This window comes from Acinetobacter sp. LUNF3, from assembly GCF_022699605.1.
Lineage (GTDB): Bacteria > Pseudomonadota > Gammaproteobacteria > Pseudomonadales > Moraxellaceae > Acinetobacter > Acinetobacter johnsonii.
Map to the genome: position 1 here is coordinate 567,790 of NZ_CP093968.1, position 25,234 is coordinate 593,023.

The 25,234-nt window shown below is 43.2% G+C and carries 16 protein-coding genes and 1 pseudogene; 11 read left to right on the plus strand and 6 right to left on the minus strand.

Annotated elements, in window-relative coordinates:
- Nucleotides 1-190 precede the first annotated feature (190 nt).
- The 3 genes from pta to MN200_RS02735 all read right to left on the minus strand — a co-directional run bounded on the left by pta (nucleotide 191) and on the right by MN200_RS02735 (nucleotide 5,480).
- Entirely contained in the window at nucleotides 191-2,332 is a 2,142-nt protein-coding gene (gene pta / locus MN200_RS02725; RefSeq protein WP_058868917.1) for a phosphate acetyltransferase, read from the minus strand.
- A gap of 55 nt (nucleotides 2,333-2,387) precedes the next feature.
- Entirely contained in the window at nucleotides 2,388-3,605 is a 1,218-nt protein-coding gene (locus MN200_RS02730; protein ID WP_058868918.1) for an acetate kinase, read from the minus strand.
- Between the two features lie 609 nt (nucleotides 3,606-4,214).
- Nucleotides 4,215-5,480, minus strand: coding sequence for a glutamate-5-semialdehyde dehydrogenase (locus MN200_RS02735; protein ID WP_004979082.1), 1,266 nt, complete (start codon nucleotides 5,478-5,480; stop codon nucleotides 4,215-4,217).
- A 307-nt stretch (nucleotides 5,481-5,787) separates the two neighbouring features.
- Between MN200_RS02735 and MN200_RS02740 the strand changes: the two genes are divergently transcribed.
- Nucleotides 5,788-7,119, plus strand: coding sequence for an alpha/beta hydrolase (locus MN200_RS02740; RefSeq protein WP_242760028.1), 1,332 nt, complete (start codon nucleotides 5,788-5,790; stop codon nucleotides 7,117-7,119).
- 58 nt (nucleotides 7,120-7,177) lie between these two features.
- Here MN200_RS02740 and MN200_RS02745 read toward each other — a convergent pair whose 3' ends face one another.
- The gene (locus tag MN200_RS02745; protein WP_242760030.1) at nucleotides 7,178-8,053 is read right to left on the minus strand and encodes a class I SAM-dependent methyltransferase; all 876 of its coding nucleotides are present in this window, start codon (nucleotides 8,051-8,053) and stop codon (nucleotides 7,178-7,180) included.
- Nucleotides 8,054-8,211: 158 nt separating this feature from the next.
- Complete coding sequence (gene nagZ, locus MN200_RS02750; RefSeq protein ID WP_242760031.1) at nucleotides 8,212-9,228, minus strand: beta-N-acetylhexosaminidase; 1,017 nt, start codon at nucleotides 9,226-9,228, stop codon at nucleotides 8,212-8,214.
- Nucleotides 9,229-9,469: 241 nt separating this feature from the next.
- On the opposite strand from nagZ, the gene MN200_RS02755 reads away from it, so the two are divergent.
- The 10 genes and pseudogenes from MN200_RS02755 (at nucleotide 9,470) to MN200_RS02800 (ending at nucleotide 24,044) form a co-directional block, all read left to right on the plus strand.
- Nucleotides 9,470-11,665, plus strand: coding sequence for a carboxy terminal-processing peptidase (locus MN200_RS02755; RefSeq protein ID WP_242760032.1), 2,196 nt, complete (start codon nucleotides 9,470-9,472; stop codon nucleotides 11,663-11,665).
- 263 nt (nucleotides 11,666-11,928) lie between these two features.
- Nucleotides 11,929-14,007 carry an EAL domain-containing protein gene (locus MN200_RS02760; RefSeq protein WP_201702449.1) on the plus strand — a complete coding sequence of 693 codons (2,079 nt, stop codon included), beginning with the start codon at nucleotides 11,929-11,931 and terminating at the stop codon, nucleotides 14,005-14,007.
- Between the two features lie 168 nt (nucleotides 14,008-14,175).
- Nucleotides 14,176-15,765 (plus strand): peptide chain release factor 3, encoded by a 1,590-nt coding sequence (locus MN200_RS02765; RefSeq protein WP_058868925.1) that lies wholly within the window; start codon nucleotides 14,176-14,178, stop codon nucleotides 15,763-15,765.
- 89 nt (nucleotides 15,766-15,854) lie between these two features.
- A complete protein-coding gene (locus MN200_RS02770; RefSeq protein ID WP_058868926.1) occupies nucleotides 15,855-16,673 on the plus strand; it encodes a hypothetical protein in 819 nt (272 codons plus the stop codon).
- Nucleotides 16,674-16,720: 47 nt separating this feature from the next.
- A complete protein-coding gene (locus tag MN200_RS02775) occupies nucleotides 16,721-17,671 on the plus strand; it encodes an RsiV family protein (protein WP_058868927.1) in 951 nt (316 codons plus the stop codon).
- A gap of 12 nt (nucleotides 17,672-17,683) precedes the next feature.
- Nucleotides 17,684-18,499 (plus strand): TatD family hydrolase, encoded by an 816-nt coding sequence (locus MN200_RS02780; protein WP_162788943.1) that lies wholly within the window; start codon nucleotides 17,684-17,686, stop codon nucleotides 18,497-18,499.
- A 127-nt stretch (nucleotides 18,500-18,626) separates the two neighbouring features.
- Nucleotides 18,627-21,380 (plus strand): annotated as a pseudogene (acnA, locus tag MN200_RS02785) (aconitate hydratase AcnA).
- A 113-nt stretch (nucleotides 21,381-21,493) separates the two neighbouring features.
- Entirely contained in the window at nucleotides 21,494-22,261 is a 768-nt protein-coding gene (locus MN200_RS02790; RefSeq protein ID WP_010325913.1) for a tRNA threonylcarbamoyladenosine dehydratase, read from the plus strand.
- A 99-nt stretch (nucleotides 22,262-22,360) separates the two neighbouring features.
- A complete protein-coding gene (locus tag MN200_RS02795; protein ID WP_058868930.1) occupies nucleotides 22,361-23,470 on the plus strand; it encodes a DUF695 domain-containing protein in 1,110 nt (369 codons plus the stop codon).
- A 64-nt stretch (nucleotides 23,471-23,534) separates the two neighbouring features.
- Nucleotides 23,535-24,044, plus strand: a complete 510-nt coding sequence (locus MN200_RS02800) for a hypothetical protein (RefSeq protein ID WP_058868931.1) — start codon at nucleotides 23,535-23,537, stop codon at nucleotides 24,042-24,044.
- 62 nt (nucleotides 24,045-24,106) lie between these two features.
- On the opposite strand, the gene dusA is transcribed toward MN200_RS02800, so the two are convergent.
- Nucleotides 24,107-25,129, minus strand: coding sequence for a tRNA dihydrouridine(20/20a) synthase DusA (gene dusA / locus MN200_RS02805; RefSeq protein ID WP_058868932.1), 1,023 nt, complete (start codon nucleotides 25,127-25,129; stop codon nucleotides 24,107-24,109).
- Nucleotides 25,130-25,234: the final 105 nt, after the last annotated feature.

Here is a 25,234-nt window from a genome sequence, read left to right on the forward strand (position 1 = left end):
ATTTAGAATTTAATTATATCGCTTGAGTATATTTCTTAAGTGTCTGAAAAGTAAAGTCTTACTGTTTTATCTGTGTTTGGGCTATGTTCGTAAATATATAGAAGTTAAGCTTTGGTCATATTGTTGAGCGCTATAAAATAAAAAACCATCCAACTGCTCAGTTGGATGGTTTGGATCACATCAAGTTACTTTAAGCTGTTGCTTGCTGTTCTGCTTGAATTGCAGTGAGTGCAATCGTAAACACGATGTCATCCACCAAAGCACCACGAGACAAGTCATTTACAGGTTTGTTCAAACCTTGCAACATTGGGCCGACGCTTACGACATTGGCAGAGCGTTGCACGGCTTTATAGGTCGTATTGCCTGTGTTTAAGTCAGGGAAGATAAACACATTGGCACGACCTGCAACTTTAGAATCAGGTGCTTTCGAGCGTCCGACACTTTCAACCGATGCTGCATCGTACTGAAGTGGGCCATCAATCAATAGATCAGGACGGCGTTCTTTCGCTATACGTGTTGCCTCAGCGACTTTTTCAACTTCAGCTCCAGCACCAGAGGTACCCGTAGAGTATGAAATCATTGCAATACGTGGGTCTAAGCCGAAGGCCTTTGCTGAATCAGCCGATTGAATCGCAATTTCAGCGAGCTCTTCGGCATTTGGGTCTGGGTTAATCGCACAGTCGCCATACACATAGACTTCATCGGGTAACAGCATAAAGAACACGGAAGAGACCAGTGAGTACTCAGGCGCTGTTTTAATCAGTTGGAAGGCTGGGCGTACAGTATTGGCTGTGGTGTGTATTGCACCTGAAACCAAACCGTCGACTTGATCGAGCGCCAACATCATGGTACCCAGAACGACTGTGTCTTGCAGCTGTTCACGCGCTTGCAGCTCATTCAGTTTACCTTTACGCAGTTCCACCATTTTTTCGACATAGTTTTCACGAATCAAATCTGGATCGATAATTTCTAAATCATGTGGAAGCTCAATACCACGTGCTTTAGCCACTTCTACTACAGCTTCAGGTTTTGCCAATAAGATACAGTGTGCAATGCCACGAGATTGGCAAATAGCTGCTGCTTGAACTGTACGTGGCTCATCGCCTTCAGGTAGAACAATCCGCTTTTTCGCAGCAATCGATTTTTGGACCAACTCATGGCGGAAAGCCGAAGGCGAGAGACGAGGTTGGTACGAGCCATTCAACATTGCCGTTAACCATTCTTCATTGATATGGCTCGAAACAAAACGAGTGACTTGTTCAGCACGTTCCGTATCATCGACCGGAATTTCATTGCTGAGATTGGCTAAGCTCTGCGCCGTGTCGAACGTGCTGAGCGCTGTATGTAAAATTGGTAAGCCTTGCTTAATCGCTGTTTGGCAGAACGCAAGCACTTGCTCGTTTGGTGTATGGTGTTCAGTTAGGACCAAACCTGCCAGTGGAATACCGTTACTGCTGGCTAAGCTGGATGCCAAAAGCACATCGATACGATCTGATGCACTAATGATCAGCTCGCCTGCGACAAACTTATGAAGTTCGTGCTCAATGTTCGATGCAATCAAACTGCTATGCAACACACGACGTTGGTTAGCGTCGCCTTGATTGATCCATTCCGCTTGAATGTGTGAAGCCAAGTCCGACATACGCGGTACGCTAAGCGTGTTGCTAAACGGAACCAAGCCTATTACAGGGAGTTTGTCTGATCCGAGCTTTGGATGGGTCTTTTGGAGCTCAATTATAAATTTATTGGTATCGCTGATTAAACGCAGACTTGGGTCAAACGTCACTGGAATGTGTGCTGAGTCATCGGGCAAGCCTTTGGTGCGCATCAATAACACACCCGCAGTTCGCTCTGAACTCGCACCCCCAAAGTAGCGTAGTTGACTATCGACTTTTTCAGCCGTCGCGCTTGGCTTGTTAATGTCTGCATTACTGACAATAATGACTTTGGCATCAAGTGCTTGCGCAAGTTGTGCATTTAGTTCAGAAGCAAAAGAATCTCGGCTATTCGGGACTAAGCCTTCAACAATAATCAGGTCATGCTTACGCGCAATAGCACGGTGCAAACGAACCGCATCTTCAAGCAACTCATCATTTTCACCTGCACTGAGTTGTTGCAAAATGGTGTGATAACTAATCGGTTCAACGGTTTCATTTTTTGAAACATGGTGATAGAGCGCTGTGGTACGGTCTGCACCCGTGCTCAGTTCTTGAGAAAAAGGTTTTAAAAATCCAGCTTTAACACCTTGGCATTCAAGCGCATAAACCAAACCCAGACAAGCGGATGTTAAGCCGACGCCTTCCCCAGTGGGCACAAGTAAAATCGTTTTCATATATTTATTCGTCATACAAGAATTTAAAACAGACTTGAGGGAATGTAACGACCGCTTAAGCGATCGCTACATTGTCTTCAGACTTTTTTGCAGCAGTTTGAATCACCTCATTGGCCACGGATGCAGTTTCTTTGGCAATACGGCCTTCTTCATCGGTCGGTACAACCCAAATTTGCGGGCCTGTACCTGTATCAATACGACCTTCGGTACCACGTTTTAAACTGTCATTGGCTTCTTTACTCAAGTTAAAACCAAAGTGCGTTAGGAAAGCGACTGTTTTTTCACGAATATATGCGGAGTTCTCACCAATACCACCCGTGAAGAACAAGCCATCAAGACGTGGTAGACCACAGCTCAACGCAGCCAATGATTTTGCGAGGCGGTAGCAGAACACTTCAATAGCTAAAGTCGCATCTTCATTGCCTTGTTCTGAGGCTTCAATCAAAGTGCGCATGTCATTTGATAGATCAGACAGGCCGAGTAAGCCCGATTGGCTATTCAACATTTTATCAATTTTATAAATGTCCCAGCCTAGGTTGTTGGCAAGGAAACTATGTAAGCTTGGATCGACATCACCACTGCGTGTACCCATTACGACACCTTCAAGTGGAGTTAAGCCCATTGAGGTATCGACACTTTGTCCATTCCAAATCGCACAAGTAGAGCTACCATTACCCAAGTGTGCAGTTAACCAGCCTCCTTGTTTGAAGCTACCAGCCAGTTCTGAACCGCGTTCAGACACATAAGCATGGCTTGTACCGTGGAAGCCATAGCGACGGACATTGTGTTCAGTGTATAAAAATTTTGGCACAGCATAGCGGTAAGCATGTGCAGGCATGGTTTGGTGGAATGCTGTATCAAATACCGCCACTTGTGGTAGTTCTGGGAATAAACGCATCGTGGCGTCAATCCCAACCAAGTGTGCAGGGTTGTGTAATGGAGCAAGTGGTGTTGCTGCACGAATGCATTCGACAATTTCTTCTGTTAAAAGCTCAGCTTTGGTCAATGTACCGCCGTGTACTACGCGGTGACCAATGGCTTGAGGGTTATAATGTGAAAGGCGTTCTAAGATGGTTTCCAATGCTTTTTCATGATCGGCATGTGGAATAGACAATTCAAGGGGTTGACCACCCGCTGTAATGCCTTTGATACGAGCGTCAGCAGAACCTAAGTTCTCAGCTAAACCGAAAATACGATCTTCACGACGTTCAGAAACGAGCGCATATTTAATTGATGAAGATCCGCAGTTAATTACTAATACTGATGTAGACACGTTTTAATACCTGATTCTAATTGAATTATCCGTCCTAGAACTGATCTTCATGCAGTACGTTCTTATGCAATCTTGATCATTTTTTATGTTGTATCATGTGTATATTTTTAGTCCAAGATAGACTTTAGGTGATTAGACTTAAGCACTATCGACCATCTGATGAATAATAATTAAAATTTATCGGTTCATGATTTTCATTTATTCATGAAATGATGATGAATTATTCATCAGCTTCAACGCTATAAAAATAACATGCTATCTGCTAAAAAGAGCTGAATATATTGTGGCGTTCCTGTTTATTTTTGATATTTCATTTTAGACCCACACATAATCACATGCACAATCAACGTGACCATCAAAAAAGCATGATTTCCTCTAAATTTTAAGCATTCGAGTTAAAATGGCACTGATTAGGTTGGCAAACGCCTTTATGTAAAAAAAGGGATGTAAAGTCAAAACAACAGCCGATAGGGGATCAGTAAAATACGCGTGCATCTTATGATGATCATGCTTTTGTTTTGAGAGTGCTTGCAGAGGGCGTTCAGATATAAAAAATGTTCAGCCCTTTGGAAAGAGCTGAACATAGATATTTAAAATGTGCTGGATGAGTTATTGGCGAATTTGACCATCACCAAACACAATCCATTTTTGTGAAGTCAGGCCTTCTAAGCCGACTGGGCCACGGGCATGGATTTTATCCGTTGAGATACCAATTTCTGCACCTAAGCCATATTCAAAACCATCGGCAAAACGGGTCGAGGCATTGATCATGACAGAACTCGAATCAACAGCGGCCAAGAACTCGCGAGCTAGAGAGTAGTTTTCTGTAATGATCGAATCGGTATGATGCGAGCCATATTTATTGATATGCTCAATCGCCTCTTCCATACCAGACACCACCTTCACTGCCAAAATTGGACCGAGGTATTCCGTGTACCAATCTTCTTCTGTCGCCGTTTTGACTGTCGCACCTAAAATGCGCTGAGTTTCAGCACAGCCACGTAACTCCACTTGTTTTTCAGTGTAGAGCTCAGCGACACGCGGTAAAAACTCATCTGCGACTTTTTCATCGACCAGCAAAGTTTCCATTGCATTACATACGCCATAACGGTGAGTTTTTGCATTGAGCGCAATCGGTAGGGCTTTTTGTAGGTCAGCTTGTGCTTCAACATAAACGTGACAGTTCCCATCCAAGTGTTTAATCACAGGGACACGGGCTTCATTGCTGATACGTTCAATCAGGCCTTTGCCTCCACGTGGAACAATTACATCGACAAATTCAGTGAGTGTAATCAGTTGCCCCACGGCTGCGCGGTCTGCGGTGTTAATGACTTGAACCGCATGTTCAGGTAAACCCGCCAGTTTTAAACCGCGTTGGATGGCTTCAGCAATGGCTTTATTGGATTCGAGCGCTTCAGAACCACCACGTAAAATAATGGCATTACCAGACTTTAGTGCTAAAGATGCGGCTTCTAAGGTCACATTTGGGCGAGATTCATAAATCATGCCAACCACGCCTAAAGGAACGCGCATCTTACCGAGCTGGATTCCTGACGGACGATAGGCCATGTCGGTGATTTCACCAACAGGATCTTTGAGGCCAATCACATCTTTTAAGCCTTGCAACATGCCCTTAAAGCGTGCGGGAGACAGTTCTAAGCGATCAAGTAAAGCACTGTCTAAGTTGTTGCTGTGCGCTTTGTTCATATCTGCTTGGTTCGCCGCTAAAATAGTGGGCTCACTGTTGACTAAAGCAGTATAAATAGCTGACAACGCGTTGTTTTTAGTTTCGGTAGAGGCACGCGCCAAAATACGAGAAGCTTGACGTGCTTGCTGTCCTACCGTTTGCATATATTGTTCAATCGACTCTTGCATAGCGGGTTGATCACTTAGAAATTTCACAGAAGATAGTAACAGCCTAACACTCGACCGCATAGTCTCTACATGAAAAATCCAGCGTATAGGCGGGCTTATACATATTTTGAAATTGTTTTTTTATCTAAAACATGATGAGTGGTTACACAATCTGTTGCGTGTAAAACAGTGCTCTGTATAGAATGAATTTTAGGACATGAAGTCCTTGCATAATTATTACAACACTGAACACCCTGTTGTCGTTGACAGGCGTGATCGTGCATTTCTTGCAAAACAAAAAGTACAGGCAAGAGTAGAGGGAAGGAACATGAATTCTATGATTCAAATGGATGCCGAGCTAGATGACGCGAATTTACGCTTAGGTTTTTTTGATGTTTACCATCGTAACAGCTTTAAAGAACCTGCACGAACCACATGGATTGAGGGCTGGAAAGTCGAATATATGGCGATTGCTCGGCCAGAGTCATTCCATCGCACGCCTATCGTGATTATCGGTGGGGCATTCCAAAACTTTAATTCCTACAAATACTGCGTTGAGCAACTGCTCGATGCTGGTCCGATTGTCCTGATTGATCTGCCTTCAATGGGTGCCAATCAACAAATTCGTAATATCGATACAGGCTTGTCTGCAGGAACATTAGAACTGGGTGATCTCGCGAAAATGCTCGGTGTTTGGTTAGACATTGAAGGATTAGACAAAGTTTCAGTGATGGGCATGTCACTGGGCTCAGTGGTGGCGTCTTGTCTGGCCGATCAACGACCAGAGCTGATTGACCGTATGATTTTAATGGGTGTGATGCAAAAGACCCGTAAAAGCTGGCGGATGTTGCTGGAGGAATCGTTACATTTAATGCGTGAACAACGCATGGATGAGTTTGGTCAGGCCGTGATTTTGTATTTGGTCAATCATGCCAAAATGGATAAAACCAAAATGTCACCCACAGCCAAACGTTTGTTCTTCAGACAGATGGCGGAGTTTACGGCAACAGAACAAGAGCGCTATGAAATCAACTGCAATCGTTTGCTTCGTCTCACCGATGTGCCGATTCCACAGTGCAAAGTCTTGGTGGCCTGTGGCCAATATGACAGTTTTACCTTGCCACATGAAAATGCCAATTTTGCGTTGCAATGTCCTGACATGGAATATGCGCAAATTGCCAATGCAGACCATGTGCCACAGCTACAACGTCGTAAAGAAACCATGCATCTGTTTGCGACGTTTTTGAAGGATGAATCCATTCAGCACTTAGAAGGGATTATTCCCTTTAGTCGAGCACAAATGCTGGATATGGAGCGCCGCGGTGAAGAGCGGGTTCAGATTCAACACCCTGAAACCTTTTTAAGCTATCGCCATTCGGATTTGGTGATTGCGACAGAAGTGGTGGACTTGAACTACTTTGGGGTGCTTTTACGCTTTGAGTCAGACTTAGCTGCTGTGGCGGCTAAATATCCGCGTGATTTAGCTTTACACTTGAGCGATGAAGAAGGCGCGTTTCAGATTGAATGTTTAATTTTTGCGGAAGATGGACCGTATATTCGTGCCTTGTTTAAACATGGCAGTTTTGAACTCGCGGAGCGACTGCTTCGCTTTGTGGGGCGTCAGAAACAAGAACAGACGTTGCTCGAAGCCGTGAGTTAAGTGGAAGTCAAAAATAAAAAAACAGCGTGTCATCGCTGTTTTTTTATGGGGACTAAGCTTATTGCTCGGGTTGATTGGGCTTTTGCCATTGGCTATGTATCAACCAGACCAAGTCGCCTAAGTGGTCCTGCTGATCTAAGTTTGAAGTGTCGGACTGAGTGCTATTGAAAGCTAAAGTGGGTTGGTGAACGGTAACAGTGTGGAAGCCTACTTGTTTGAAAAACTGAGCCGCTTCAGGCGGACTGACAAAGTGAAAGCCAAAGGCGCTACGGGACATCCATTTTAAAAGTTTGCTACTGCTCCAGATAAAGTTAGCCAGCTTATTTTTCACAGGTTCAGGGTAGAGGTCAGTCAGATAATATAACTGATCAAACTGCTGTCCGTATTGGACAATGCCTTGTAACAGTTGAGCGAGCATGTCTTTGCTAAAGTAGTTGATCAGACCTTCACTCACCACCACCAAAGGGCGGGTTGGGTCAAACACCTCAAAGGCACGGGCAAAATCCGCACTAAATAAGTCGGCAGACAGAACCGCTGGACTGGTCTGATCGATCTGTTTTAAGGCCTGAGTTTTGATTTGTGCCATGTCCGGTAAGTCGAGTTCACGATAGTCAATCTCAGGATACTGTTGGCGAAAGCTCCAGCCGCGTGGCGACAAGCCACTGGCAATTTCTAAAACTTGTAAGTTTGGGTACTGTTGGATCAGCGCGCTGAGGTGGTCATCAATCATTTGATGACGCTGTTTTAAGGTCGTGCGCATACTGCCACCGACATGTTTCTCAGCCCAGCTTTCGAGTGGATGCACCAGTTTGGCCAGTAACTTCCCTTTGCGGGTGGCAAATACGGGATGTGAGATGCCCATGCTATACCAAATATAGCCTGTATAGTGCGCAGTAAAAGAGATGTGGCGATGAGCCGATAAAGCATCTGTCATGGTATCCGTACCCGATATTTTGTTGTTTTAGTGTTGTTGTTTGGGCAATGCAGAGCAAGCCTGTTGATTTATTTTGAGTTTATCATAATAAAAAAAGGACATCTTGTGATGTCCCTTTGTCCGAAATATCGAGGTTGAAATGGTCAAAGATGAAGTGCTTAACTTAATCTAAACAGTTCCACTTGGTCGCGTACTTTGGCCCAATCTTCACCTAAATGCAGCGTCGATTGAACGTTGACGTTTGGAATCTGACCACGCATGCGTTCTAAGCGAGCTTGGTTTGGCAGCGCCAGTTGGTTGATCCCCTCCAAGGCTACACATGCGGATGCTCGGTCATTACACACCAGTCCCATGTCACAGCCAGCATGGAGTGCAGCTTGAATGCGTGCATGTGCACCACCCGCAACACATGCGGCTTGCATGCTTAAGTCATCTGAGAATAAGACACCATCAAAGCCCAGTTGTTGACGTAGAACGGTTTGAATCCAATACGGTGAAAAACCTGCTGGGTTTGGATCGACTTGGTTATAAATCACATGGGCAGGCATGAGTGCATCCAACTGTGGCATCAGTTTAATAAAAGTCTGCATATCTTTGGCATAAATTTCATCATACGTGCGTGAGTCGATGGCTGCTGCGACATGTGAGTCTGCTTTGACTGAACCATGACCGGGAAAATGTTTGCCTGTCGATGCCATGCCTGCGGCTTTCATCCCTTTTAGGAATGCACTGGCCAGTGGCACGATGTCTTGAATATTTTTGGCAAAGCCACGGTCACCAATCACATCACTGATGTCATTGAGGTCGAGCACAGGGGCAAAGCTAAAGTCGATACCGACGGCAAGAACTTCTGTCGCCATCAGCCAGCCAGATTGTTCTGCCAAGCTTAAGGCTTTTTCAGGTTCGCTTAAGAATAGCTCGCCAAACTTACCCATTGCTGGAAGTAGGCTAAAGCCCTGTTTTAAGCGTTGCACACGTCCGCCTTCTTGATCGACAGCAATCAAAATATCAGGACGAATTCGGCGCATATGGTCGGTGAGGGCGCGAACTTGTGCAGGAGACTCAATATTTCGTCCAAATAAAATCATGCCACCGACTTGCGGTGCTTGTAATAGTGCAATATCTTCTTGAGTAAGTTCTGTGCCTGCGATGTCGAGCATCAATGCGCCAATCATATTGGGTGTCCGTATTTGATTTTTTGGTCAGTGACTGTTTTGGCTCTGAAAAGTGAGCGAAACAGGTCGTCGAAAACAATACCCGAATTTTGCAATGATTTGCTACATTTTGTCAGCACAGATTATGATAAAACTACACGACATAAACAGATTAAGTTGTTTAAGATTTTGAATATTCTCAATTCATGTCGAAAAATGACATTGTAATTTTGGTCAAAAACCAAGGAACTAAGAATTATTTATGAAACTTCAAACCATTGCTTGTGCGGTTGCAATTGCAACGGGTGGATTCTTTTTCACCCATGCCATTAATGAAGCCATTGCAGCGACTGAAACTACCGCTGTAACCAAACAAGCTATTGTTCCGTCGCAGGAGCAGGCTTTGGTGTCTCGTCAACTGGCGACCTTGGTTGACCGTCAACATTATCTCAATCAACGTTTAGATGCGAAAACATCGGCGCGTATTCTCGATTTCTATCTGGACAGTTTAGATCCAGACCATTCGCTGTTTCTTGCCTCTGAAGTAGAGAGTTATAAGCGTAAATATGGCTCAAACTTAGGTGCGGCTTTAAAAGCAGGTGACTTAAGTGGACCGTATGCGATTCATTCACAGTATCGTGATCGTTTGACCCAGTTTTATACCTATATGCTGGATGAGCTGAAAAAGCCACAGAACTTAAAACAAGCCAATGTTTATATCGAAACGGATCGTGAAAAGGCACCGTATTTTGCCAATGAAGCGGCGCAGCGTCAGCATTGGAACAAAATGTTGGTTTCGCAGCTGATTAATTTGACCATTAGTAAAGAAGAAGAGTTGGCGAAGCAAAAAGCGCTTAAAGCCAACCCAGAATTGGCCAATGGACAAGATCTCACTAGCTCGGAAGATTTAACCCCAGTACAGACTTTAACCAAGCGTTATATGCGCCAGTTAGAACGTATTTCACGGGTGAAAAGTGATGATGTGTTAGACAAAACACTTAATGCGATGACGCTTACCTATGATCCGCACAGTAACTATTTCCCGCCTGTCGATGCAATGGAGTTGAACCGTCAGACGACTTTGCAGCTTGAAGGGATTGGTGTGTCAATTCGACCTGAACGGGGCAATGAAGACTACACCAAAATTGAAACCATTGTGGAAGGTGGTCCTGCGAGCAAGTCTGGACAGGTGAAGTCGGGTGACCGCATCATTGGTGTGGCACAAGATGGCGAAAAAATGGTGGATGTGATCGGTTGGCCGAGCAATGAAATTGTGGGCTTAATCCGTGGTAAACGTGGTACCAAAGTCACCATACGGTTACTCGGCTCGGGTGCGTCGATGAGCCAAGCGCGTAATGTGACCATTACCCGTGACGTCATTCAAGAAGAAGATGCTGGGGTACGTTCACGTACCGTAAATGTGACGCGTGATGGTCAGCAGTACACTTTTGGTGTGATTGAGATACCGTCTTTCTATTTAAATTATCGTGCACGCCGTGCGGGCACAGAATATCGTTCTGTATCTGAAGATACCAACAATGCGCTGAAAACTTTAGCGGCCAAGAATGTATCAGGGATTATTATCGACTTACGTAACAACCCAGGGGGCTCACTTGAAGAAGTGGCTCGTATGCTTGGACAGGTGATTAAGTCAGGTCCAGTGGTGCAAATTCGAGATGGTAACGGCAATGTGAGCGTTTTCGAAGACGATGACAATGGTGCGCAAACCTATGCAGGTCCACTGGCAGTGATGGTGAATTTAGCATCTGCGTCTGCAAGCGAAATTTATTCTGCTGCGATTCAAGACTATGAACGTGGCATCGTGATTGGTAGCACCACCACAGGTAAAGGAACAGCACAAGTTCAGCTCGATAACTTGGCGCATGGTCAAGCGACACTAACGCAACGTAAGTTTTACCGTGTAACGGGTGGCAGTACGCAAAACAAAGGCGTGATTCCAGACGTGAAGCTGGTAGATATTTACAATGAAGAGTTTGGTGAACGTAAAGCGAAAAATGCACTTGAGTGGGACACCATTCCAACCGCACCGTTTAAACGTGAGGGCAGCATTGCACCATATGTAAAACGTTTAGGTGAGTTGTCACAAGCACGCGTTAAAGTCGATCCGCAGTTTAACTATCTTGAACAGCGTAAAGACATCTCGAAAAAGACCGAAGATCAAAAACGTGTGGTTTTAGATATTGATCAGCGTAAAGCTGAATTATTGGCACTGGAAAAACAGACTTTAGATTCGGAAAACAAGCGCCGTCAGATTGCAGGACAAAAGCCTTATGCAAACTGGGAAAGCTATCAAGCTTCTATGGAAGCTTTGGTTGAAGCACGCGCTAAAATGAAAGCGAATCAGCGTCCTGCATTGCCTGAAGAGGAAGCATTTGTGACTGAATCTGCAAATGTCTTATTAGATTATGCCAAGTTGCAAAAAGGCACTGCAAAATAGTTTAATCTCAGACGCAATGTATTAAAAAGCCAGTTTCGACTGGCTTTTTATTTAAATTGTGATTTGAAACACAAATGCAGGTTTGGCTGGTTGCCAAACCGATCTTCAAGGTAAAATAAATCTATAAATTCTAATGATATCTCTGTGATTTTTTCTTGACCTGAACCTGTTTGTATAAGATTCTTAATCGGGTAGTAATGCTTTTCGCCTTTGATAAAAACGATATAAATGAAGAAAAAGAGAAATTAATACGGACATTTTATATGATGCATGTGCATTACGATTTTAGTTTGGTATTAGGTTCAATTGTTGTGGCATTGTTGGCGTGTTTTTTTGCAGTGTCGACCGAACGCTTATTATTTCGTGCTTGGCGTAAAAAATTTCAAACAGCGCTCATTTTACTCAGTAGTTTTTTCTTAGGCTGTGCCATTTGGGCCATGCATTTTGTGGGCATGTTGGCTTGTGATTTGCCGACGCATAGTTATTTTGACCCTGCACTGACAATTCTTTCTTTTTTTATTGCTTTTATTGCATCTGTTTTTTCAATTTGGTTGACCACGCGTCAGACCTTACCTTTTTTAAGATTGGTTTTGGGGTCGGTATTGATGGGGCTTGGTATTTCGGGCATGCATTATACTGGCATGATGGGGCTGATTATTGAGGGCTATCAGAGTGTTTACGATCTTTTATTAACAGTTTTTTCTATTTTACTTGCCATTAGTGGCTCGGGTTTAACCTTTTGGCTGATCTTTAAATATAAAAGTGCAGTCAGTAAGAAACTGTTGTACCAATGGTATGTTGCAGGGATGATGGCCTTGACCATCGTGAGTATGCATTATACCGGTATGCTAGCAGTCTCGTTCTATCCAACCCATAGTGACAAGCTGGTGATGCCCCTTGAAGCAGGTCAAAGCATTGTTTTATTTGTTGTTATCTTTATTACCTGTTTGATTTTGGTGGCGGCATTTGTTGTTGCGGTGTTGGAGCAGCGTTTAGAAGAGCGTAATATTCAACTCTCTCTGGCCAATAAAGAGTTGGCAAATCAGGCGGTACAGGACAATTTAACCAAGCTCCCCAATCGATTGTATTTGGCGGAATATGCCCATTTTTTGTTTACAGATCACCGCTTCCGTAATGAAAGCATTGCCTTTTTATATATCGATTTAGACCGCTTTAAAGCTGTGAATGATGTCTTTGGGCATCATGTTGGGGATCAATTATTGGTTCAACTGACCACTCGGATTCATCGCCACTTAAGCAAAAATGAAAAAATTCTCAGAATTGGTGGGGACGAGTTTCTGATGGTGCTGGAGCAGGCCACTCCTGAGCAAGCGTGCCAAATGGCGGAGCACGTGCTGGAGTTGATTCAAGATAGCTTTTTGATTGCGGGAAAAGAAATCAATGTGTCTGCCAGTATTGGTATTGCGATGTATCCCGAACATGGCAGTAATTTGCAGGATTTACTGATTAATGCCGATGCAGCGATGTTGACCTCAAAATATCAGGGACGAAATACCTATTCTATTTTTAACTACAGTTTTGACCAACAAGAAGCGAAAAGCCAAACTAAGCTTATCAATGACTTATATAAAGCAGTAGAAGAACAACAGTTTGTTCTATATTACCAGCCTAAATTCACCATCCAAGATCAGCGGATTTGTGGAGTCGAGGCGCTGATTCGCTGGAAGCATCCGACTTTAGGCTTGCTGACCCCTAATATGTTTATTAAAGGCGCGGAGAAAACGGGGCTGATTATTCCAATGGGATATTGGGCCTTGGAGCAGGCGTGTAAACAACTACAAATTTGGGAACGAGAGAAAATTGAACTGTATCCGATTGCCGTGAATTTATCGGCGGTGCAATTTGAGCATAAGCACTTATTTAATAATCTTGAGCATCTTTTTGATAAATATAAAGTGAACCCAAATCATTTAATTATTGAAATCACTGAAAGTACGGCCATGCACCATATCGAAAGCAGCATTCGTACCTTACAGCGTTTACGTGAAATGGGGATTCGTTTGGCGATTGATGATTTTGGGACAGGACATTCCAGTTTTTTATATTTAAAAAATCTTCCTGTGGATGAGTTAAAGATTGATCGGGGCTTTATTCATGAACTAACTGTTGGTTCAAAAGATGAAATGATCTTAGAAAGTATTGTCCATCTGGCAATTCGCTTAGGCTTAGTCGTGACGGCAGAAGGTGTAGAAAGTCCTTTGCAAATGGAAATCTTGTCGCGTTTAGGCTGTCAGCAATTACAAGGTTATTTGTTGGGCATGCCTATGGATGTGAAGCGCTTAGAAGAGTTTGAGTACACATCGTCAACTTATTTCAATTAAGCCGTTCATTGAAACGCTTTGGCGTGTGCTGCTTTCTCACTTCGCTTGATAAAAGACAATAGAAGCCCAAGCGGTATTCGGATACAATTAGCCCAATTTAGAATTTCTTTTATAGGACTTTGTGGTCGTATCGATCATGAGGGCTATGATCAATTGCAGATTTAATTTATGTTTAAAAATGAATTAGCCGCGCAAGTTGCGCAGCGTCGCACCTTTGCGATTATTTCCCACCCCGATGCTGGTAAAACCACCATGACAGAAAAATTGCTGTTGTGGGGACAAGCTATTCAGATTGCTGGTATGGTGAAAAGCCGTAAATCGGACCGTGCAGCCACTTCGGACTGGATGGAAATGGAAAAAGAACGTGGTATTTCGATCACCACCTCTGTGATGCAGTTTCCATTTAAAGACAAGATGATTAACCTACTGGATACGCCGGGACACGAAGACTTCTCTGAAGATACGTATCGTACCTTAACGGCGGTCGATTCAGCTTTGATGGTGATCGATGGTGCAAAAGGTGTCGAAGATCGTACTGTGAAACTGATGGAAGTGTGTCGTATGCGTGACACACCGATCATTTCGTTTGTGAACAAAATGGACCGTGAAATCCGTGAGCCTTTAGAGCTGTTGGATGAAATTGAAAACGTTCTCAAAATCAAATGTGTGCCGATCACTTGGCCGCTTGGTACAGGTCGTGACTTCGCTGGGGTGTTTAACCTGATCGAAGAAAAGTTTTATGTGTATAAAGCAGGTTTTGGTTCAACCATTACCGAAATCGAAGTCCGTGATGGTTATGACTATCCAGACTTACGTGAAAAAGTCGGTGAGCTGGCTTGGGCGGCATTTGAAGAGTCTCTAGAGTTGGTGCAAATGGCCAATGAGCCTTTAGACCGCATAGAGTTCCTTGCGGGTCGTCAAACGCCTGTATTGTTTGGTACAGCATTAGGTAACTTTGGTGTAGACCATGTGTTAGATGCATTTAGCAACTATGCGCCTGAACCTAAAGCACACCCAACAGAAAATCGTTTGGTTGAAGCAACTGAAGAAGGTTTTACTGGCTTTGTCTTTAAAATTCAAGCCAATATGGACCCGAAACACCGTGACCGTATTGCCTTTATGCGTATTTGTTCAGGCAAATATGAAAAAGGTTTGAAAATGAAGCATGTGCGTCTAGATAAAGATGTGCGTATTAGTGATGCTTTGACTTTCTTAGCCGGTGATCGCCAGCATCTAGAAGAAGCATGGCCGGGCGACATTATTGGTTTACATAACCACGGTACGATTCAAATTGGCGATACTTTTACCTCAGGTGAAAAATTACAATTTACGGGTATTCCGCACTTCGCCCCTGAAATGTTCCGCCGTGTACGTTTGAAAGATCCATTGAAGTCGAAGCAGTTACAAAAAGGCTTAAAAGAACTTTCAGAAGAAGGTGCAACACAGGTCTTCATGCCGCAAAATAGCAATGACTTGATTGTCGGTGCGGTAGGTGTGCTTCAGTTTGAAGTGGTGGCATACCGTTTGAAAGAAGAATACAAAGTCGACTGCGTCTACGAGCCTGTAAGCATTAACACTGTGCGCTGGGTGTCATGTGATGATGACAAAAAATTCAATGAATTTAAGAAAAAAGCACATGATCAATTATCGGTAGATGGTGGTGGTCACTTGACCTATTTGGCACCGAGTCGTGTGAACTTACAACTGATGCAAGAGCGCTATCCAGACATCGTGTTCCGCAATACCCGCGAACACTAATCGGGATGTTAAAAAATAAAACAGCTTCTTCGTGAAGCTGTTTTATTATGCAAGATACTTTTTTTAATCATGAATTTCATGGAAGACGCATGTTGCAGAAACAGGCTATTTATACAATATTGGTGAGTTTGACTGTCTTATTGACGGCATGTGACTCCTCTAAACAATCTGAAACAGACGCAGATGCCAAAAGCTCGGTATTTAAAACAGAGCAGGCTGAAGTGTTACCATATTTAAATATTCAGCAACAAGCGGCTGATATTGCACAGCCATTTTGTGAAACCAAAAATTGTATTGAATTAGAACTGCAAAGTTTAACAACGGCAGATCCGTGGTTAAATCTATGGATTGCCAAAAGTCAGACTCGCGTGATTCAAGATCAAATTGGCTTAAAACAAGACATGAGCTTACAGCAAGCTATTAATGCCTATGTGAAAAAGTCGGATACATGGCAAGCCGAATTCAAGGGCAACAAGGCTTATAGCTTGGCGATGTATACGCGTATACCGTATCAGCGCAATCAGTTTGTATTGATGCAAATTGGGGTTGATACCAATCAAGAGAATGTAAATGTTAAGGAACGTTATTATTTCTTTGTTGCGGATCGTAAAAACCAAAAAGCGGTGGCATTATTAGATTTAATTCACCCGAAACAGCAACTGGCGATGAATGTATTGGTGCAAAAAGCGTATCAAGACTGGTTGAAGAAACAAGAACCCGAAGTGCGAAAATCTGCACCTGCGAAGTTGTACTGGGGGCAAGCAGATTGGTTCTTTGACCAAGAGGGCATCGGTTTACACTATCGGACTCATGAGATTGTAAAAGATGGGACTCAGCTTGATATTTATTTGACGAAAGCACAAACTCAACAGGTATTAAAAGCCGATGTCTATACCCAGTTGTTTTAGTACATCGGCCAAAGCAAGAGCTGGCTTCACAAGGTAATAGGTTATTTATGTTAAAAAGCAAAACAATATTTACAATCAGCGTACTTGCAGCTGCCATCAGTTTGACAGCCTGCCAACCAAAAGATAAAGAGCCTCAAACTCCTGCAACGCAGACCACAGCGGCTTCAGAGGTAGAAACAGCCTTAAAGCTGGTCGGTGACACAGAAAAATTACAATTCGAATTACCTGAATGTGATGGCAATGCTTGCCCAGAATTAAACATTGATCGTTTGCAAAGTAATCAAGCCTTTATTGATGAATTTATTGATCAACAAATTGTGAAAGATTTATCGCAGATTATTGATATTTCGCCTATGCATAGCAGTTCTGCTACCGAGGCATCAAGTGCGGTGGCGGCAAGTTCTGAACCTGCGGTAGTGGGCCAAGTCCTCACCCCTAAACTGAAACTAGAGAAACAAGTTCAACCTTATTTGGCTGCTTTTCTGGGTTTAGATCAAGAGTTGAAAGCCTTAAGTTCTAACCATCAAATTAGTTTGATGATTAAGCCGAAAATTCTAAATGCCAAAGATCCTTTGGCTACGGTGGTGTTGAACACCAGCAGCTACTTAGGCGGTGCACATGGTTCATCATCACAGCATTATTATAATTTTGACTTGAAGCAGCAAAAGCTGGTGAGTTTGGATGATCTATTGTTGCCGAATCAGAAGGCGGCGTTAAATAGAGTAGCGCATGAAGCCTTTCGTACTTGGGTCGTCGACTCTAAGTTAGCGACCAATGTCGATGAATATGAGCAAGCGTGGAAGTTTAGTTTGAGTAACAATTATTACTTGGGCACTGAAGGTCTGATTTTGCAATATGGCGAGTATGAAATTGGCCCTTATGTGGTGGGTTTACCGCGCTTAACTCTTGGCTATGATCAACTCCAGAAAATTTTAAAGCCTGAGTATTTGCCCAAAGCCAAACAGAGCGTACAGGCTGCTTCAGAAGCCAAGAGCTAATCAAGTATGAGCTTGCCTCTCTTCGACACCCATACTCATTTTGATGTTGCCGATTTTGATACTGATCGTCAACATTTGGCTGAGCAAGCAAAACGTGTTGGGGTAGAGGCACTGGTCCTTATTGGTTTTCTTGAATCGCGATTTGATGCGCTGATTCAGACCCATCAGCAATTAAAAAGCTGGGAGAATGTTCCGTGCTCTTGTCTTGCCCCAGGTTTACATCCGTTTTATATCGGCCAGCATCAGACTGAACACTTACAACGTTTAGAGCAGGTCCTGCAGCAGCAGGACTGCGTAGCTGTGGGTGAAATTGGTTTAGACACCTTTTTAAAAGAGCATAAACAGCCTGCACTTTTCGCCAAGCAGCAATCTTATTTTTCTGCACAACTAGAACTTGCTAAGCAATATCAAAAACCTGTGTTATTGCATATTCGCAAAGCACATGCAGAAAGCATTGCTATTTTAAAAGCCCAAAAATTTAAATTCGGTGGTATCGCTCATGCCTTTAGTGGCGGGGTGGAAGAAGCCAAGGCATTGGTCAAACTCGGTTTTAAAATTGGGGTGACAGGGCAAATCACCAATCCAAACGCCAAAAAATTGCATCAAGTGGTGCAAGCACTTGGTAGTGAACATTTGGTGATTGAAACGGACTGTCCAGATATGACGCCGTTGTGTTGTCAAACATCGACTGAGCACCGTACCCGCAATACGCCAGTGAATTTACCTTATGTTTTGGAGAGTCTCGCACAGACACTGGATCAGTCTGAGCGCTCGCTAGCAGCTCAACTCTGGCAAAACTCATTGGCTGCATTGCATTTAAAATTTTAGAAGAATAAGACAATAATCTCGATAAAAATAAGATAACCAAAAGGGAACACATTCTTTTCTAAACAGGCTTACATTAAAGAAAGAACATCATAATAAATAAATTCGCCAATACTGGGAGGGCAACCGAATGGCCAGATATAGCAAAATCAATAGTTTCAATGCATTACAAACACTCACGGTGGGTGAAAAATCCTATCAAATTTTTAACCTCCCTCAAGCCGCCCAAACATTGGGTAATATTGATCAATTACCCAAGTCTTTAAAGGTCTTACTCGAAAATTTACTCCGTTTTGAAGATCAAAAAAGTGTAAAAGTAGAGCATATTCAAGCCCTAGTCGATTGGCAAAAAACCAGAAGCTCTGATCAAGAAATTCAATATCGGCCTGCACGTGTGCTGATGCAGGATTTTACTGGGGTTCCTGCTGTGGTTGACTTGGCTGCCATGCGTGCCGCAATGGCACAAGCGGGTGGCGATCCGAATTTGATTAATCCCTTGTCCCCTGTCGATTTGGTGATTGACCATTCCGTGATGGTCGATCATTTTGCAGATAAAGATGCCTTTGCTGAAAATGTCGAAATTGAAATGCAACGCAATGGTGAGCGTTATCAATTCCTACGCTGGGGACAATCGGCCTTTAATAATTTCAGTGTTGTCCCGCCCGGTACAGGAATTTGCCACCAAGTCAATTTAGAGTATCTGGCCCAAGCGGTGTGGCTGGGGGAGGATGAGGGACAAACTTTTGCGTTCCCTGATACCTTGGTGGGAACAGATTCACATACCACCATGATCAATGGCTTAGGCGTGCTCGGTTGGGGTGTTGGCGGGATTGAAGCTGAAGCGGCGATGCTTGGGCAGCCTGTATCTATGTTGATTCCTGAAGTCATCGGTTTCAAACTCACAGGAAAACTCAATGAAGGCATTACCGCAACGGATTTGGTTTTAACCATCACACAAATGCTACGCCAAAAAGGCGTGGTTGGTAAATTTGTTGAATTCTATGGCGATGGTTTGGCCGACTTGCCTTTGGCTGACCGCGCGACTATTGCCAATATGGCCCCTGAATATGGTGCGACCTGTGGTTTTTTCCCGATTGATGGCGTGACCTTGGCCTATTTAGCGTTGACGGGTCGTGAGCAACAACGGATTGATTTGGTTGAAGCGTATAGTAAAGCGTAGGGCTTATGGCGAAATGCAGGTGATGAACCCGTTTTTACCGATACTTTGAGCTTGGACATGAGCACCGTGCAGGCCAGTTTGGCAGGCCCTAAACGTCCGCAAGATCGCGTCTTGCTAGCAGATGTACCTAAAACTTTTCATGACTTGATGGAACTAAATCTCAAGCCAGCCAAAGAAGCCAAAGAGCGTTTAGAAAATGAAGGCGGTGGCACAGCTGTTGAAGCTAAAAAAGCCAATCTACCGCATGAGGAGCCATCTTGCACTATTGATGGAAAATCTTACCCATTGAACCATGGTGATGTGGTTATTTCAGCCATTACCTCATGTACCAATACTTCCAATCCCAGCGTGATGTTAGCCGCGGGACTCCTCGCTAAAAAAGCCATTGAAAAAGGTCTACAGCGTAAACCGTGGGTGAAAAGTTCGCTTGCGCCTGGTTCTAAAGTAGTGACCGATTATTTGGCTGCGGCTGGTTTAACACCGTATTTGGATGAGTTGGGTTATAACCTTGTTGGCTATGGCTGTACTACGTGTATTGGGAACTCTGGACCGCTGCCTGAACCGATTGAAGAAGCCATACAGTGCCATGATCTTAATGTTGCTTCAGTGCTTTCAGGCAACCGTAACTTTGAAGGGCGTGTACATCCTCTGGTGAAAACCAACTGGTTGGCTTCGCCACCTTTGGTGGTGGCTTATGGTTTGACGGGCAATATCCGTACCGATCTGACTACACAACCGATTGGTCTCGGCAAAGATGGGCAAGCGGTTTACTTGAAAGATATTTGGCCGAGTCAGGCTGAAATTGATCATGCGCTACAGAGCGTGAATACCGCGATGTTCCATAAAGAATATGCCGCGGTATTTGATGGTGATGCAGCATGGCAGGCAATTCAGATTCCTCAAAGTCAGACCTATGCTTGGCAAGAGAATTCAACCTATATTCGCCATCCGCCATTTTTTGAAGAGATTGGTCAGCCACCGAAACCGATTACCAATATTGAGCAGGCACGTATTTTGGCTGTGCTTGGAGACTCGGTCACCACTGATCATATTTCCCCGGCAGGTAATATCAAGAAAGACAGCCCCGCAGGACGCTATTTGCAAGAACAAGGGGTTGAACCCAAAGACTTTAACTCTTACGGGTCTCGACGTGGGAATCATGAAGTGATGATGCGAGGCACTTTTGCCAATATCCGCATTAAGAATGAAATGTTGGGCGGTGAAGAAGGTGGAAACACGATCTATATTCCAACAGGAGAAACCTTGCCGATTTATGATGCCTCTATGCTTTATCAGCAGCAACATACGCCCTTAATCATTATTGCTGGGAAAGAGTATGGTACAGGCTCATCGCGCGACTGGGCTGCCAAAGGTACGAACTTATTGGGAGTTAAAGCGGTGATTGCCGAAAGTTTTGAACGAATTCACCGTTCGAATTTGGTTGGTATGGGAGTATTGCCATTGCAATTTGTCGATGGACAAACGCGCCAATCCTTAAATTTGACAGGTCGTGAAATACTTTCGATTCATAGACTGTCGGATGATATTCAGCCGCATCAAACTTTGGAAATTCAGGTGCTTCGAGAAGATGGCAGCCAAGACCAATTTACAGTGTTGTGCCGTATTGATACCTTGAATGAGGTGGAATACTTTAAAGCTGGCGGTATTTTGCATTATGTACTGCGTAATTTAATTGCGGCCTAATCTCAATGGAAAAAGCCCTGTCATCAGCAGGGCTTTATTGTTTGTAGCGATACATTCAATCCAAGGTCGTATTCAGGTAAAATGAACACGATTTTACCGATATAGATGTACGCATGACTGATCTGCAACATGATGAATATGACCGCCGTTTTGCTGGTGTAGCCAAAATTTATGGAGACGAGGCCTTTTCATATTATGAAAAAAGTCATGTGATGGTGATCGGAATTGGTGGTGTCGGTTCGTGGGCAGTCGAAGCTTTAGCGCGTACAGGGGTCGGCGAATTAACACTGGTTGATATGGACTCGATTGCAGCTTCGAATATTAACCGTCAACTGCCAGCCATGAGCTCAACCTTGGGCCATGAAAAAATTGAAGTGATGGCCGAGCGTTGTCGATCCATCAATCCACGGATCAAAATTAATTTGATCGATGACTATTTGACCCCAGAAAACGTCAAAGAAATTTTAGAACATCGACCAGACTTAATTTTAGATTGTATTGATGACGTCAAAGCTAAATTAGCACTGATGTTGCACTGTCGTTTTAATAAGATCCCATTGATTGTTTCAGGGGGAGCGGGTGGTAAGCTCGACCCATTGAAAATCCGAGTGGCTGATCTGTCTAAAACTGAACAAGATCCAATGTTGGCAAAGCTTCGAACCCAGTTGCGTGGCATGGGGATTTGTAAAAAACCAAAAGAAAAGTTCGGGATTAGCTGTGTGTATTCGATTGATAATCCATTTTCCAGTGCAGATGTGTGTCCAAGTGCAGGCCTACGCTGTGGTGGCTATGGTTCTGCGGTGGTGGTGACTTCAAGCTTTGCGATGGTGGCAGTGGCGGAAGTGCTGAAAAAATTAGATGGAATGAAAGCGAAACAATAAGACTGTTTTAGGTTTAATTGGACTGTATACATCGATATATTGATACAGTCCATAGACCACAAAAAATATTGAAATCAATAGAAAAAAGAGAAAAGAAAAATGAGCTTTTTAAAAAAATTATGGGGTTCTCAAAAACAAAAAACGCCTGCGAATGAAAATGCATATACTGCATTTTGGCAATGGTTTCAGCAGCATCAACAGCATTTTCACCACATTGTGAATCAAGGCAGTAAAACTGAAATCGAGCGAGATTTCTTTGATCGATTGACGCCTGAACTGGAAAAAGTCCATAGCGGCATCTTTTTTCTGACGGGCATGTTAACCCCACAAACAGCTGAATTAATTCTTACCCCTGATGGCATCATTCCAAATATTGTTTTTGTGGAAGAGCTGATTGCAGCTGCACCAGAGATTGCAGGGTGGAAGTTCACTGCGCTTAAACCTGAAAGCGATATTCATCAAGTCGGGATTAATATGCATGGCTATGAGTTTAGTCAGCAGACTTTGTCTTTTTATTTTAACCAGAAAGCCGAGTATCCCGATGAGATTGATCTGGTCGTGGTACATGATGAATATAATGCAGCTGAAAACGATGCGTTTTTACAGGCTGTGTATATTTTTCTCGATAACTATTTGGGTGAGTACGATGCGGTCACCAAATTGGACAATGTTTCTGTCCAGTCTAAGCAAGATGCCGAAAACGAATTGCTACCGATTCACTTGCTCAAAAACATTTTAATTTTAAAAAGTAGTGAAATTTCAAGATTAGACAAAATTACCCGTTCAAATACGGATGCCGATGAATTTGTCAGTTTGGAAGGTGAAACCAATGAAGGTGTACCGTTGCTGGCGACTTTAAATCGCACACTTTTAACATGGGATCAAAAAGCTTCGCATCCGTGGATGATGCTGATAGAAATCTCCTATGATGGTCAGCATTCAAATGGTATGCCTACGTCTACAGATTATGAACTGATGGATTTGATAGAAGATTCATTATTACAAGAGCTTAAGGATGTGGATGGCTATTTAAATATAGGTCGTGAAACGGGTAATCACTTAAGAACTATATATTTTGCGTGTAAAGAGTTTAGAAAACCATCCAAGGTCATTGATCAAGTGATTGAAAAATATAAAGGCAACTTTGAAATAGAGGTCAGTTTGTTTAAAGACAAATACTGGCGTGCTCTGAGTAAATTTACCAGTTAAGCTCTTATTTAAAAGAAGAGTTCGCCTGAAGCACTTTTAAAATATAACGGGATAAAGCAACTCCATGACTGATCTTTCAGGGCATTCCAAACTTGATGTTAAAATAGTGGCTATAGGGATCATTTTGAGTTGCGGTGTTGCATATGCTATTTATTCAACCGTTCGCCATTTTTATGCTTTAAATCAGATCAATGAAGCCAAAGAAATGATGAGTGATATACAGTCATTATTGGTTTGGTCAATGCATCAGTATCATGATGATGTAACGCAGGCTTGTCATTTAAAAAATATACAACAGATTGCGCAATCTGAAGAATTTCAAAATATGAATCGTATTTTAAAATTACAGGATCAAATACGTCAGAAAAGTCAATTTGTTGAACAGATCAAAGTGAATGCTACACCTGATTTACATGGTTGTATAACCACGGCTTACTTTAGAAAAGAGTCCTTTGTCAGTGAGCTTATTGCAGGAAAGTATATTTCTTATCATTATGATTTTAAAACTGAAACAATAAAATGTTTGACCAATATCCAAAAGCGTTCTTTAGTAAAACCTTGTACTCGGCTATAACGGTGAAACATAAAAAGGCGAAGCAGATGCTTCGCTTTTTTATGTTAGATCAACGTTCTAAATTACTGGGCTAGAGTGTGTTCTTTTAAATAATCTTCGGTGCGTTGCATCGCGTCTTTAATGTTAAGAATTGCATTTTCAACATCGGCAAAAGTCTTGGCATTACCACCACTTAAAGCCTGACGCCACTTGCGAGCGCCCGGAAGGTTTTGGAATAGCCCAAGAATATGGCGCGTGATAATCGACAATGGCGCACCCTCAGCCATACGCTTTGCAATATACGGCAGCATTTGGTCGATAATTTCAAAACGATCAGGTAGATCTAAATTCCACAATTGACCAAGTTCAGCCAAAAGGTAGGGATTGTGATAAGCCTCACGACCAATCATGACACCATCGACATGTTCTAAATGTGCTTGTGTTTCAGCGAAGGTTTTGATCCCGCCATTAATCTCGATCAATAGATTTGGACGTTCTTGTTTGAGTCGATAGACATCTTCATAACGCAGTGGGGGAACTTCACGGTTTTCTTTCGGAGAAAGCCCCTGAAGTAAGGCAATACGCGCGTGTACAATAAAATTATCACAGCCCGTTTTGGCTACAGTATCGACAAAATGCAGCATTTCTTCATAAGAATGCATGTCATCAATGCCGATACGATGCTTTACCGTCACTGGAATATCTACTGCATTTTGCATTTCAGCGATACATTCTGCAACGAGGTCCGGTTCTGCCATGAGGCATGCGCCAATTTTATTGTTTTGTACACGGTCACTTGGACAGCCGACATTTAAGTTGACTTCATCATAGCCCCAGTCTTGTGCCATTTTGGTACAAGTGGCTAAGTCTTTAGGGTTTGAGCCACCGAGTTGTAAAACGATCGGGTGTTCTTCATTGTTGTAATCGAGATGTCGATTTGCACCGCCAAACAGGATCGCGCCAGTGGTCACCATTTCTGTATAAAGAATGACGTTTGGGTTAAATAGACGCGCAAAGAAACGATAGTCCTTGGTCGTCCAATCCATCATGGGTGCAACACTGATGCGAGGTTCTTTGGTGTTATCAATGGTTTTTTCAGTAATCATATTAAAAAACATACCTTTACAGTGTTGCTGATTTTGATTTATTTCGATTTTTTACGCCTCATTTAGCACTATTATTTTTGATATTTACGCCAAATTGCGCCATTA

Excerpts from the sequence above, each read along its gene's own strand:
- pta (WP_058868917.1), bottom strand. The coding sequence starts at position 2,332 with ATGAAAACGATTTTACTTGTGCCCACTGGGGAAGGCGTCGGCTTAACA.
- MN200_RS02735 (WP_004979082.1), bottom strand. The coding sequence starts at position 5,480 with ATGCAAGAGTCGATTGAACAATATATGCAAACGGTAGGACAGCAAGCA.
- MN200_RS02740 (WP_242760028.1), top strand. The coding sequence starts at position 5,788 with ATGAATTCTATGATTCAAATGGATGCCGAGCTAGATGACGCGAATTTA.
- MN200_RS02745 (WP_242760030.1), bottom strand. The coding sequence starts at position 8,053 with ATGACAGATGCTTTATCGGCTCATCGCCACATCTCTTTTACTGCGCAC.
- nagZ (WP_242760031.1), bottom strand. The coding sequence starts at position 9,228 with ATGATTGGCGCATTGATGCTCGACATCGCAGGCACAGAACTTACTCAA.
- MN200_RS02755 (WP_242760032.1), top strand. The coding sequence starts at position 9,470 with ATGAAACTTCAAACCATTGCTTGTGCGGTTGCAATTGCAACGGGTGGA.
- MN200_RS02760 (WP_201702449.1), top strand. The coding sequence starts at position 11,929 with ATGATGCATGTGCATTACGATTTTAGTTTGGTATTAGGTTCAATTGTT.
- MN200_RS02765 (WP_058868925.1), top strand. The coding sequence starts at position 14,176 with ATGTTTAAAAATGAATTAGCCGCGCAAGTTGCGCAGCGTCGCACCTTT.
- MN200_RS02770 (WP_058868926.1), top strand. The coding sequence starts at position 15,855 with ATGTTGCAGAAACAGGCTATTTATACAATATTGGTGAGTTTGACTGTC.
- MN200_RS02775 (WP_058868927.1), top strand. The coding sequence starts at position 16,721 with ATGTTAAAAAGCAAAACAATATTTACAATCAGCGTACTTGCAGCTGCC.
- MN200_RS02790 (WP_010325913.1), top strand. The coding sequence starts at position 21,494 with ATGACTGATCTGCAACATGATGAATATGACCGCCGTTTTGCTGGTGTA.
- MN200_RS02795 (WP_058868930.1), top strand. The coding sequence starts at position 22,361 with ATGAGCTTTTTAAAAAAATTATGGGGTTCTCAAAAACAAAAAACGCCT.
- MN200_RS02800 (WP_058868931.1), top strand. The coding sequence starts at position 23,535 with ATGACTGATCTTTCAGGGCATTCCAAACTTGATGTTAAAATAGTGGCT.
- dusA (WP_058868932.1), bottom strand. The coding sequence starts at position 25,129 with ATGATTACTGAAAAAACCATTGATAACACCAAAGAACCTCGCATCAGT.